Source organism: Spongiibacter taiwanensis (genome assembly GCF_023702635.1).
Taxonomy (GTDB): domain Bacteria; phylum Pseudomonadota; class Gammaproteobacteria; order Pseudomonadales; family Spongiibacteraceae; genus Spongiibacter; species Spongiibacter taiwanensis.
Genome location: NZ_CP098455.1, coordinates 3074417 through 3087144, shown reverse-complemented (window position 1 = coordinate 3087144; position 12728 = coordinate 3074417). Strand labels below are relative to the sequence as shown.

Sequence of the window (12728 nt, the reverse complement as noted above, 5' to 3'; positions counted from 1 at the left end):
CGAAGCGCGCCCGCCCTTATAAGACCTTCTCAAACACCAGTTGCTGTAATTGCTGCTCGGCGTAGTGCATTCCGAAACGCCCCTCAGCCAGTTCCCCATAGAATTGCCGCAAACCCGGCTCGGCTTCGGGAAAAGCCATATCGGCCCAGGGTGCCTCTTGCGCGGTGAACCACCCCGCCGCCTGGGCCTCGCTGCCCGGCGCAATGGTCGCTTGCTCCGCCTCGGCCCGAAAAATCACGTGCACCTCATCAATGGCTTCGATACTACCCACCAGCCAGGGCTGCAGTGAGCCAGGCGCAATCCTTACACCGGTTTCCTCAAAGGTTTCTCTCACAGCGGCTTGTTTCATCGTCTCTCCCAGCTCCATAAAACCACCGGGAATTTCCCAGAAGCCCGCCCGGGGCGCCATGGCCCGCCGCATCCACAACAGGCGATCGCCATCGCTGACCAACACCGCAACCTGGACTTTGGGGTTGCAGTAATGAATGTACCCGCACTGGCTGCACAGCTCTCGCGGGACAACATCCCCTAACGGGGTCGCCAGGGTCATTGATGCGCCGCAGACATAACAAAAGCCGGTCATCGTTGAGTCTCGCCATCTTATTGTTTTCAGTATTGCGATAAAACGCGCCGCTGTCGCGACGGACGCGCTTTGGAACCTATATTGAAATATGACCGGGAAGCCGCCTGAAAACCAGAAAGTTTGCCAATAGCCTGTATCACAGCGGCCAATATGCCGACTGACCCTGGCGCTTATTTATCTATAACAGCTATAGCCTGAACAACGTGTCTGACGGGCCGCCGGTCATTACACTTGTCGCAAATAAAAAATGATGAGAGCGACACCACGATGGAAGCTGATACCCGCACCATTCGCGATATTCTTGGCCAGTTCGCCACTGGGGTCTGCGTTATTACCACCCGAACAGCCGACGGCAGCGGCCTTGGCATGACAGCAAACTCCTTTTCGTCGGTGTCCCTCGATCCTGCACTGGTGCTGTGGAGCATCCAGAATAACTCCGAGTGCTTCACTCACTTCACCGAGTGCGAGCATTACGCTATCAATTTTCTGAGCTGCGAGCAGAGCGAACTCTCCAGCCTCTACGCCCAAAAAGGCGACCACCTTCTCAGGCCGGACCATGTCGTTCAAAGCGCTGCCGGAACGCCCTTGATTCGCGACGCCCTGGCCAGCATTGAATGCCGCCTCTGGCAACCGTATCCCGGCGGCGATCACACCATTCTGGTTGGCGAGATCAAGGGGATTTACCCCGGTGCGCAGGAAGAGCCGCTGATTTTCTCCCGCGGTAAGTATCGCTCGCTGGCAACCGCATAGCGGTCAGCAATTATCGGGATTTGCCACTACTGCCGATGAACTCGTCGCATTCGACGAGGTATCTTCTGCGGCCCAGAGAGAAGATGCCAATCACCATAATCTGGCTACCCTCTATAAGAACAAGCTAGGGAAGGCACCATGAATTCTGGACCCAATCGCCGACGCCACATACCACAGCCGCAGTTCAGGACGGCATGTGTCGCATTCAGCTTTTACGCTTTTCTCCTTGCATCGCCCGGAGCCCTTTCCCAGACCAAGGCGACGCCTGAGCCCGCAGAAAAAGCTCGCGGTAACCGCATGGTAGAAGAGGTGGTGGTGACCGCCAGAAAGCGCGAAGAAAATGCTCAGGACGTACCCATTGCAATCGCTGCTTTTTCGGCTGAAAAGCTGGATGCCGCAGGTGTGGAATCGGCCCAGGGTCTGACCAAAATCACACCGGGACTGGTGTTCGCCAATACCTTTGGCTACTACATTGCCTTCCTGCGCGGCATCGGCTCCGAGGCCTTTTTACCCTCGGCAGATCCCAGCGTGCCAATCTATGTTGACGACATCAATCAACTCGCCGCGCAAGGCTCCATCGACTCGCTGGTGGCCATTGAGCGGGTGGAGGTCTTGAAAGGTCCACAGGGCACGCTGTTCGGTCGTAATGCCCTCGGCGGCGCAATTCGCATTATTACCCCCGAGCCCGACGAATCCGGCTTTTTTGGCGAGCTGAAGCTGGACCGGGGACAATTCAATCTAGTCGACGCCGAGGCAATCTCCACCAGTCTGTTCCTCAACCTGCCCATTGTGGAAGGTCTGGCGGCGACCGTCTCTGGCACCTACCGCAATCAAGAGCCGATCTACACCAATGACCTGGGCGGAGAGGTCTATGATGAGGAACTGACCGCCGGGCGCATAAAACTCAAGTGGTGGGCGAACGAGGATCTCGCCATCAGCTTCGCGGCGGCGAAAGAGTCGGGGCAATCTTCCGGGGGACTCACCTCGGAAGGAGCCAACCCCTACCTGCTCTGCGCTGTATGCAGCCCTGATCCAGAATTCGACTATCACGTGGCCCACAACACCGATTCCGGCTTCGAATCCGAGCGAACCCTCGTTTCCGCCAGAATGGACTGGACCCTGCCGGCCTTCAATTTCATTGCCCTGGCATCAGACCAGGAGTTGATCGTGCCCTACGGCATCGGTGATCTCGATTACACCAGCAGCCCCCTTTTCGTTGCCGAGGTACAGCGCCAGTTCGTAGAGCAAAAAACCCTGGAGATGCGGATAGAATCGAACGCGGACTCCCCCTGGGCCGATCATCTGGTCTGGGTGGCTGGCATGTATTATCTGGAGTCTGCGGGTGGTTATGACCCACTTTACCTGCGATTTGGCAGCAACCTCCTGGAGAATGGCCTGCCCTTGCCGATCACCTTGCCAACACCGCTAAACGAGTTGCTGGATCAGGATCTGGCGCTGTCCTCCAATGGCGTGCTGGAAACGGAGTCTCTGTCCGCCTTCGCCGAGGGCACAGTGATGCTTCCCTGGTCACTGGATTTTAGCCTCGGCCTGCGTTACGACACCGAAAGCCGCAATGTAGCAGGGTCACGCTTGAGCGCCGTATTGCCAGATGAAGGTGGGCTGCTCCCCATTATCAATTTCGAGGTGCCCGAGGCAACCACCGAGCGGGTCAGCCCCCGGGTTTCTCTCAAATGGAATTTTGATCAGGGGCAAATCTACACCTCTTATGCGGTTGGCTATTTGAGCCCGACCTACAATACGGTCAATTTCTTGGTTGCCCCGACCTTTGTTGACCAGGAAGAGGACCGGGCCTACGAACTGGGATTCAAAGGCAGTTGGCTTGACGATACCCTCAGTCTGGAAGGCGCCCTCTTCTACACCGAACGCAAAGACATCATCACCGCCATTACCTCACTGGCCTCGGGCGGTGCCGTCAATTTTTATAACGGCGGCGACGGCAAGATCAAAGGGGCCGAAATCAGCGCCCAGATTCAGCCCTTACCAGAGCTGAACCCCGGGCTGGCCTTGATCGCCGGGGCGACCTACCTGGACGCAAAATACGAAAACTACGCCGACGGCAGAGGCTTTGACGAAAGCACCGGTCTACCCTTTGGCCCCGATGCCATCAGCCTGCCCGCCCGGGATTTTTCCGGCAACGACATCGTCAACACTCCCGACTGGACAGCCTCGGCCACCGTCGTTCAGTACCTTCCCCTGCCCGATAATTGGGGCGCATTGGAATTGGCTGCCGATGTCTACTACAACGCCGGGTCCTTCTTCAGTGCCCAGAATACCTCGCTGGTAGAACAACCCTCCTTTCAGCTCATTGGCGCTCGGCTCGCCTATTTCTACGACCCATACGGTTTGCAAATCACGCTATACGGTGAAAACCTCACCGACGAGCGTTTTTATGCCAGTGCGGTCAATCTCGATTTCGGGCCCGGCCGAACGCTGGCGCCGCCGCGCAAATATGGGGTTAGAGCGAAGTGGAGCTTCTGATGCCCACCAGTGGCAGCAGAGAAAATAATGGCCACGGCAGTCCCGCTGAATCTCAATTTACAGCGTGGCGCAGCAATGAGAGATACAGGTCTCATTTCTACCCCTGCAAGCAAAAAATGGCCCCCTCATCGTCGAATCCGACGATGAGGGGGCGTACACTCAACGACAGAATAACGAAAACCCATAGCGGCAGTATCACATCTAAAAATAATCAAACGGCACCGCATAACGCGGGCAACGCCGGCTATTTCGGAGCGCACCATGATCTCAATGAAAAAATGTAGTATGGCCTTGGCATTCGGGCTTGGCGTGGCCGCCACCCCAATGAGCGAGGCACAAATTCCGGGCCTCGATGGCTTGCTCGGCGCCTCTGGCGGGCTTTCTCTTGGCCTTGATGCACTGAGTCTCGGCGCACTGCCCCTCGATACACTTGCCCTGGATGGACTGGCCTTGGATGCCCTCGACCTGGGTGGTTTAGGGCTCACCAGCTTCGGCAGCTTACCCAACCTTACCGGCAGCATCCCCGGTCTGGAGAGCGGCATTCCCGGCCTGGACGCACTGCCCGTCAGTGATCTGGTCGCCCTGGGTGGCCCTTTCATTGAAATTTTGTTGGGCACGCTACCCGCGGGAGATGGACTGGCAGCATTGAATCCCGTCGTGTCCATTGTGCCAAATTTGGCAGTATCCTTTGTGCAGTTTGATCTCCCCGACCTGTCAGCGGGTGGCTTTGCTTCGAGCTTTTCTGACGGCGGTTTTTCCGGTGGTGACGTTAACCCCACTGAGATTCTGTTAGCGCCGGTCGGGCCTATCCTCGGGCTGGGGGTTGACGCCATTCCGGTCGGCGACCTGTTGGCGCTCGGCGATGCCGGCCGCCCGCTGATCGATGGTTTACTCGGTGGTGCCTTGCTGTTTGACGCGCAAGTGGGGCAAATCCTCGGCTTATAAGCAACTTTCTGCCAATGCTGAAAATAAAAAAACCGACTTCTTAAGTCGGTTTTTTTTGGCCCGGCAACAGGATTGCCAACTTAGTCGGCATACATCAGGTAAGAGGGCATTGTCACCGTGTTATCGGCGAAAGCTGAAAACAGGTTGAAGCCAAAAAAGTAGATAAACGTGCACAAGAAGGCGAAGCCACAGGCGGCAAAAAAGCGCAGCGGCAGCTGCAGACCGCCCGCAAAGCGATCCACTCCTCGCTCGATCCAGGTCAGGCCCTGTGCGTCCCGGTAGTGCATCAGGGCGCTGTACATACAGGCATACACCCCAACAAGAAACGACTCATAGAGGGGAAACTGATAGATCTCCCCCTTCCAAAGGGTTAACGCGCCCACAGTCTCTGGCCAGGCGTATGCCCCCAGGCGAATGATGATGGATTCGGCAATCAGGTCAAACAAGAATACGATGGGAAAGGACAGCAGCATCGCAATCAGAAAACCACAGTTCGACAGGCGTCGAATCGCCCCCATTGCCGCCAACTGAATACTGGCCAGCGCCACCCCAAAGTAGATATACATCGGCGGCCCCCAGAACCAGGCCTCGGCATAGTTTGTTGGACCCACGTGTCCGGGAAAGAAACCGCCCCAGGTACCGAAATTAATCGCGTGTTTATTCCAAGCCATGTAGTAGCCAAAATAGTTAATGCTAGTATCGAGCACATAGCTAACTAGGGCGCCCAACAATAACAGGCCCTCCATGGTCATCTTCTGACCGCCCAACACCGGGCGCAGGCAGTACCAGTAAAGCGCCGCCAGCGCGACCAGGGTGCTGACGACTTCCACCGCGCGAATTTTCAAAAGAGCGGCATCAGAAATCGCGTCCTCCGGGCCAATTGGCACCGCAGCAAAGGCGGTGTCGGAAAGAAACCATTGCCCGAATACATAGGCAGAAAACGCGAAGCAAATCGCGCCCGCAGCGGCCCACCAAACAATGGGCGCCACGCCGGCCTGGGAAGACGCCGCGACCGGCGCGCTGTAGTGAGGTGTGGAAGTCTTCACGCTACTCTCCTCTATGATCTTGATAAAAGGCCTTTTAGGTCTTATTAGAAGGACACTTTGGCACGCAGGCCATACAAGCGGACGTTGTCATTCGCCATGACTGCGGAACCAAAATCGGTGACGAAGGCATTGTCGACGTAGAGCTTGTCTTCAATATTGTTCACGAAGGCAGTCAGCTCGAAATCCCACGGCTGGTAGAAGTAAGACATCCTCGCATTCGCCAGGTAAAGCTCCTCCCGTTTAGACAATTCTGACTCCTGGGCCAAGAAAAAGAAGCCACTGCTGTAAGACATATCGGCTCCGACCTCTACAGCATGATCAATATTGAAATCAATGCGCTGGCTCACCCCAAGGTTGTACTCAAATTTGGGCACTCGCGGGATACGATTTCCGCTCAAATCACGGGGCGGCAGATTGGCGCCACCATTACCAAACCCAAGGCCGGTGTCATCGTCATACCCACGGCCATTCTTAAAATCGGTAAAGAAGGCGTCAAGATAGGAGAACGCGCCCGTAACCACCAGGCCAGGATTGCTTTCTTGCAATGGCACCCAGAGAAAATCACCGTCAACACCGGTGATTCTTGCACCACCTGCGTTGGTAAAGTTAGCCACCCCGCCGGAGGGAATAGATACATTACTGACCAGTGGGTCTTTTTGTTCGGTATAAAAAATCGCACCATTGAGTGACAAGGCGTTATCAAACAACTTGGTTTTAATACCGAGTTCGGTGGTATCAACCCGTTCAGCTTCGAGAGCGACCATCGTTCCAAACAAATCACCCAGCAAGTTAACCGTATTGTAGGTCGGGTTTTTCCACCCCCTCGCCCAAGAGGTATAAATCTGGGTGTCATCATCAAAAGGTCGCCACTGCAGCGCAAAGCGAAGTGACACTTGTTCTGGTGTGAGCTGCTCCTGAGCGCCCTGGGGTAATGGCAGCTCCACCTCAGTACCATCGTCCAACAGATAACTGGTGCGAGAGCCTTCTAGTTCACGAACTTCATTTTGATAACGAACACCAGTGGTCAAATCCAGCGTATCGGTCAAGTGAAAGGTCGGCTGCGCGTAAACAGAAAATGATTCGCTATACATCAAGCCGTAGTTCGCCAGCTGCACGCCAGTTTCACCCAATATCGGTGGCAGATTGAGCGTCGCCAATATTTCATTTAGGGGATTGGTCACTGCCCCGCCGATTGAAGGCAAAAGTTCGTTCAAAATATTCGGCGCCACATTAAAAACAATCGGCCGAAACCCGCCCAGCGATTTAAGGTAGAAAAAACCAGCAGCCCAATCCACATACTGTGCATACGGCGAATTTTCGTTGGAGACAAACTGCAGCTCAGCGGTATCCTGCTCAATGTAATTGTCGCTACCAAATTCGCCTTGACGCCCCCCATGGGCATCCGCTATCGCCACACCGGTGCCGTCAAAAGGTCCATCTACCCGATGCGCGGTTACCTTCTGGCGCGAGGTAATCAATTTGCTGGTAAAGTACTCAGCGTCCCATTCCAGTGTACCGCCAAACATATAGTTCTCGTTCTCGCACCCGGCATCGCCATCCAGCGTCACCGTGCGATCAAATCGTTCATCCTTGTCGACCGCCGCATCCCCGCCAATAATGACTGCGGGCTTGAGATTTTGGAACGCCAATGCACAATTACTGGTTATAAACTGCTTAGAAGCATGTACCGTTAAGAACAGGGTATCAGTCAGATCAAAACGCACTTTTATGCGCTGACCTTTGGACTCCAGATAGGGCGGCAAACGACCGGTGCTGTTATTACTTAGGAATTGATCTCGACGACTGTGAAATGCCGACGCATTGAAGGCGATGCCGTCTGTTATCGGTACATTGATAAAGCCCGTACCGCCGTACATATCGTGGTTTCCACCTTCAAGCTTTAGGTCACCATAAAACTCTTGGTCTGGATCTGGCGTAACAATACTGATTGCCCCCCCGGTGGCATTACGGCCAAACAGCGTTCCCTGGGGCCCCTTTAGAACCTCAACTCGCTCCACACGGCCAAGTGCATCTGAAGTACCCTGGCCCGCTAGCAGAGGCACACTATCAAGGTAGAATGGCACGCTGGAATCGACCCCAGGCAAAAAGGCATCGGATCCAACGCCACGCAGGAAGGTGATATTAAAGCCAGCTGCATTGGTCACCGTGAATCCTGGAGTGGCAAGCTGAATGTCCTGTACCGTCTGAATACCCAGTGCTTCCATTTTTTCCCGGCTAAAGGCCTGAATAGCGATTGGCACATCTTGTAAGCGCTCCTCGCGCTTTTGAGCCGTCACTACGACCTCTTCCAAAAGACGATTTTTCTTCGGCGCTGCGCTGCCGCTTTGATTGGCCGAATTCAGCGGCACAGCCTTTTCAGCTTGCGCCAATACAGCGGCAGACCATCCCGCCGAGATAGCCGAAAGAAGCACCGCTACTGTTACTTCGCGTTTCATAATTTTCACCCCAAAAACATCGTACGTGCGTATTTTTTATCTTGCTGTCCAAATAAAACTCAGGGTCAGGAGCTGGCTATCTGGGGAGACTGACTCCGCCACATGGCTGAAGATGCTCCCTTTCACCTGCTTTACTCAAAGCTCCACTTAACCCGAGCACCATAAATCGCCGGCGAGTTGAGTACCTGGTTACGACCAAAGTCGTCAACAAACACCACCTCATTGTAAGTTTCATCCGCCACGTTCTCGCCAAACAAGGTCAACTGCAGCCGCCATGGCTCATAGAAGTAGCTCACCCGAGCATTGACCAAGCTGTAGGACTCACGTGCGTAAAGATCCGAATTCTGCGGCAGAAAGAAAAAGCCGTCGTTGTAATAAATGTCGGCGCCCACTTCGATTGCGGAGCCGCCGCCAATGTAAATGTTCTGGTTAAAGCCAAAGGTATAGGTGAGATCTGGCGTGCGAACAATCTTGTTGCCGCTGAAGTCCCGTGCCGGCAGTGGGAAGGTACCCCCGTTACCAAAGGCCAGGCCGGTATCCTCATCATAGCCACGACCCTCTTTGTATTCGGTGTACTCGGAATCGAGATAGGTAGCACCACCAAATAACACCAGCCCTGGGTTCCAATCCGGCATCGGTGCCCAGGTAAAATCGAATTCAGCCCCGCGAATTTCCGAGTTGCCGGCGTTGTCGTAGTTCACCACGCCACCGGAGGCCAGTGCCACAAAGCCGGTTAGCAAATTTTCCTGCTCAATCAGAAAGATGGCACCGTTGAGAGTAAGCCCGCCGTTAAACCACTGACTTTTAAAGCCCAGCTCGTAGGAATCCACTTGCTCCTCGTCGACCTTTTCCGGCGCATCTAACAGATTAACCGTGTTGTATGTCGGACTTTTAAAGGCTCGGGCCCAGGACGCGTAAATCTGGTTGTCACCACCTCCGGGGCGCCATTGCAAAGCAACTTTCGGCGATAACTGTTCGGCTTCAAGCTCTGGCGGATTGTCCTCTCGGATGAGGATATTATTGCCATTCTCGCCCTGTACTTCTGCCTTGGCATTTTCCAGATTACGGGTCTCTTCCTGATAGCGCAGCCCGACGGTCAGATCAACTTCCGGCGAGACGAAATAGGTCGCCTGGGCGTAGGCCGAATAGGCCTCGCTGGCCAGCACGCCGTAAGCCAATACCCGGGCACCGTCTGACAGGTCCTGAACACCCACCAGGTTAGTGATCGTATCGAGCAGGCCGCCGAGTTCGGCACCCAGCGGAATCGGCAGGGTCGTGAAGGCACCCGGCAAGACGTCGAAGGCAATGGGATCAAAACCACCCGAGGATTCAATGTAGTAAAGCCCGGCAACCCACTCCATGTGCTCGGCAAAAGGGGACTCGGCGTTGGATAAGATTTGCAGCTCGGCGGTTTCCTGCAGGGACTCTTGCACAATCGACTCAATATTGACGATGGGAAGGGCGCTCTTATCAAAGTCGGCACGCACAAAGGGTGCTGCCACCGTCTGGTCGGACAGAATCAGTTTCAAGTCGGCCAGACCGGTGACCCAATTCAGAGTAGCCGAGTAAAGTTCGCTTTCAAACTCGGAACCTGCCATGGAGTCCAGGCTCACCTTGCGGTCTGCCTTGGGGTCCTGGGGCAACACCGCCGAAAAGGCCGGCGACACCCGGGTATTTTCAAAGGACAGGCCGCCGTTGTTGGCGCCCTCCTGTTTCGAGCCCGCCAGGGTCAGCGTCAGGGTATCGCTGATGTCCCAGCGCAGCTTGGCCCGTCCGCCCCTGGAATACACATCAATCACCGGGCCGGCGTCATTGCTGTAGTAGTTGTCGCGGCGGGTATCAAAGTAGCTCAGGGTGGCCGCAAAGGTCTCGCCCAGCGGAACGTTAAAATAGACTTGGGCGTTCTTCTCGCCGTAATCCGCTTTCTCCAGCTTCACATCGACCAAGAATTCCTGATTGGGCTCAGGGGTGACGATATTAATGGCGCCGCCGGTAGCGTTGCGGCCAAACAGAGTACCTTGGGGTCCCTTCAGCACCTCCACCCGCTCTACTCGACCCAGGGTATCTGTCGTCCCCTGGGCCGCCAGCATGGCAACACCATCCAGATAAAACGGAACACTGGGGTCAGCACCGGGCAGGAAGGCATCGGTACCCACACCGCGCAAGTAAGCGATATTGAAGCCGGCAGCATTCGTAATAGTCAGTCCCGGCGTGATCTTTTCCAGCTGCTGAGCGCTTTCAATGCCCACCGCATCCAGCTTTTCAGCACTGAAGGCCTGAATCGCGATGGGCACTTCTTGGGCCTTTTCCTCCCGTTTCTGGGCCGTCACCACCACCTCTTCAAGCATCCGGTTGGCCCGGCGCTCACCCTCATCCGGTTGCTGGGCAACACCGGCCATTGGCACACTGCTAACAACTAGGCAGAGGTAGATTTTGTTGAGATTGGGCATTCCGCAAAGGCTCCTAGACTGACTTATTATATTGGGTAGCAGCCCTCCATCCCGAAAACCATCACAGCCATACCGGGCAGGACAAACGCTTTTTTTAGAAGTTACCCATTCTTGTCGACGGATGAATTTGGCTGCTCGTCGGTTCCGACGATTTTTCCCGCCACCCCTTAGCGCACCATAACTCTCGCGAAAATGAGGAGACCCGCCATTGACTTTGGCGCGGCATGCTAGCTACACTTTCGCCACTATAACGAACGCTATATAACCTATAACAGCGATCCCGCCCTCGCCCCGGGCGGGAACGACAGGCCAAATAGCGCAAAAAGCCATTGGGGTAGCTCCACGAGGACACGCAATGCAAGCCGATCAAACAGCCTCTCCGGCGATGAAAGATATTGATGTGATTGTCGCTGGCGCCGGCCACAACGGCCTGGTAGCCGCCTGCTACCTGGCCCGGGCGGGCCTGAAAACCCTGGTGGTTGAGGCCCACGAAACCGCCGGCGGCATGACCGCCACCAATCCTATGGCGCCGGAAGCCCCGGACCATATGATCAATGAAGCCTCCATCCACGCCTCTCTGTTCCGTCTGTCACCGATTGCCAAGGAGCTGGAGCTGGAGACCAAATACGGGCTGCGCCAGCGCCGCATCGACCCCTGCCACGTCCAGCTCAATTCCGAGGGTGACGAGTCCATCGGCATGTGGAACAACCCTCTGCAAACCGCAGAAGAGATTAAATACTTCTCCAAGAAAGACGCCCAGGCCTGGCTGGACCTGTCCAACACCATCGACCGGGCCATGCGCATTGGCTTGCCGCTGATGAACACCAACTGCTACCGCCCGGCTCCCTCGGCGGTGCTGCGCACCATGGGCGGCGCCATCCGCCACGCCCGGCATATTCCCGCCATCGTTCGCCTGATGACCAAGGGTCACGCGGAAGTGCTGGAAGAGATGTTTGAGTCCGACATTGTCCGGGCCTGCCTGCTTACCGGGCTGCCGTTCATGGAGTTTCGCTCAGACCTGAGCGCGTTCTGCATGATTTATCTGTCGGCCCTGCAGAGCACCGGCATCACCATGTTTGAGGGTGGCACCGGCGCCTTTCCCAAGGCCTTGATCCGCTGCCTGGAAGATGCCGGCGGCAGCGTGCGCACCAGCGCCAAAGTTGAGCAGATTATCGTTAAGGACGGCCGCGCCGCCGGAGTGCGTCTGATCGGTGGTGAGGAAATTTTCGCCAAGCACGGCGTGGTCACCGGCTTCAGCCCGAAAATGGTGCTCAACCATCTGCTACCCGAAGGCACGCTGGACGCGCCGATGGCCAACAAAGCCAAGCACATCCCCACCAGCAATCGGGGTATTGCCGACTACAAATTGAACATCGCCCTGAAGGGCCGCATCGAGCCGCGCCGTCACTCCGAGTGGCGCAAAAAGCGGGGCTGGGATGCCGACCTGCGCCTGCCGACCCTGCAGTGGGCCACCTACAAGCAGGGTATTCAGGCCTATCAGGACTGTGTGCGCGGCGAAATTCCGGAAATCATCGCCGGTCTCGGCCAGGTCACCACCGCCTTTGATCCCAAGATGGCCCCCGAGGGTCACGACACCTACTGGTTCTGGTCCGGCCTGGTGCCCTTCAACCCCCGCATCGGCTGGGAAAAGGCCCGGGAGCAGATCACCAATATGGTAGTGGCCGATTCCAACAAGTATTACGAGGGTATTGAAGAGCTGGAGATCGCCCGTCGCCCGCTGGCGCCGCCGGATATTGAAAAGCGCTTCCACGCTATTGATGGCAGCGTCTACCACGTTGACCCCTATGTCACCCGTTTTGGTCCCGGCCGTCCGGCCTATGGACTGGGCGGCTACAAGACCCCTGTGAAGGGGCTCTTCCTGAGCGGCTCGGGCACCCACCCCAGCGCCGGGATCTGCGGTATGCCGGGACGTAACGCCGCACTCACAGCAGTTAAAAATTTCCGATAACACCCAAATCGCCTAGCGAACAGCAATAAA

8 protein-coding genes are annotated in these 12728 nt (G+C 56.0%); 4 read left to right on the top strand and 4 right to left on the bottom strand.

Annotated features, from left to right (window positions below; all coding sequences use genetic code 11):
- Positions 1-16 precede the first annotated feature (16 nt).
- Positions 17-583 (bottom strand): NUDIX hydrolase, encoded by a 567-nt coding sequence (locus NCG89_RS14025; protein ID WP_251087183.1) that lies wholly within the window; start codon positions 581-583, stop codon positions 17-19.
- 267 nt (positions 584-850) lie between these two features.
- Here NCG89_RS14025 and NCG89_RS14020 point away from each other — a divergent pair, with 267 nt between their 5' ends.
- From NCG89_RS14020 to NCG89_RS14010, 3 genes are all read left to right on the top strand, one after another.
- The gene (locus tag NCG89_RS14020; protein WP_251087182.1) at positions 851-1333 is read left to right on the top strand and encodes a flavin reductase family protein; all 483 of its coding nucleotides are present in this window, start codon (positions 851-853) and stop codon (positions 1331-1333) included.
- Between the two features lie 297 nt (positions 1334-1630).
- The gene (locus NCG89_RS14015) at positions 1631-3832 is read left to right on the top strand and encodes a TonB-dependent receptor (protein ID WP_251087181.1); all 2202 of its coding nucleotides are present in this window, start codon (positions 1631-1633) and stop codon (positions 3830-3832) included.
- 270 nt (positions 3833-4102) lie between these two features.
- A complete protein-coding gene (locus NCG89_RS14010; RefSeq protein WP_251087180.1) occupies positions 4103-4777 on the top strand; it encodes a hypothetical protein in 675 nt (224 codons plus the stop codon).
- Positions 4778-4857: 80 nt separating this feature from the next.
- Here NCG89_RS14010 and NCG89_RS14005 read toward each other — a convergent pair whose 3' ends face one another.
- The 3 genes from NCG89_RS14005 to NCG89_RS13995 form a co-directional block, all read right to left on the bottom strand.
- Positions 4858-5823, bottom strand: a complete 966-nt coding sequence (locus NCG89_RS14005) for a spirocyclase AveC family protein (RefSeq protein WP_251087179.1) — start codon at positions 5821-5823, stop codon at positions 4858-4860.
- 44 nt (positions 5824-5867) lie between these two features.
- Positions 5868-8279 (bottom strand): TonB-dependent receptor, encoded by a 2412-nt coding sequence (locus NCG89_RS14000; protein ID WP_251087178.1) that lies wholly within the window; start codon positions 8277-8279, stop codon positions 5868-5870.
- A gap of 131 nt (positions 8280-8410) precedes the next feature.
- A complete protein-coding gene (locus tag NCG89_RS13995; protein WP_251087177.1) occupies positions 8411-10729 on the bottom strand; it encodes a TonB-dependent receptor in 2319 nt (772 codons plus the stop codon).
- 355 nt (positions 10730-11084) lie between these two features.
- On the opposite strand from NCG89_RS13995, the gene NCG89_RS13990 reads away from it, so the two are divergent.
- Positions 11085-12698: a phytoene desaturase family protein gene (locus NCG89_RS13990; protein ID WP_251087176.1), complete on the top strand. Its 1614-nt coding sequence runs from the start codon at positions 11085-11087 to the stop codon at positions 12696-12698.
- Positions 12699-12728 lie beyond the last annotated feature (30 nt).

Coding starts and splice junctions, on each gene's coding strand:
- NCG89_RS13990 (WP_251087176.1), top strand. CDS start 11,085: ATGCAAGCCGATCAAACAGCCTCTCCGGCGATGAAAGATATTGATGTG.
- NCG89_RS14010 (WP_251087180.1), top strand. CDS start 4,103: ATGAAAAAATGTAGTATGGCCTTGGCATTCGGGCTTGGCGTGGCCGCC.
- NCG89_RS14000 (WP_251087178.1), bottom strand. CDS start 8,279: ATGAAACGCGAAGTAACAGTAGCGGTGCTTCTTTCGGCTATCTCGGCG.
- NCG89_RS14025 (WP_251087183.1), bottom strand. CDS start 583: ATGACCGGCTTTTGTTATGTCTGCGGCGCATCAATGACCCTGGCGACC.
- NCG89_RS14020 (WP_251087182.1), top strand. CDS start 851: ATGGAAGCTGATACCCGCACCATTCGCGATATTCTTGGCCAGTTCGCC.
- NCG89_RS13995 (WP_251087177.1), bottom strand. CDS start 10,729: ATGCCCAATCTCAACAAAATCTACCTCTGCCTAGTTGTTAGCAGTGTG.
- NCG89_RS14015 (WP_251087181.1), top strand. CDS start 1,631: ATGGTAGAAGAGGTGGTGGTGACCGCCAGAAAGCGCGAAGAAAATGCT.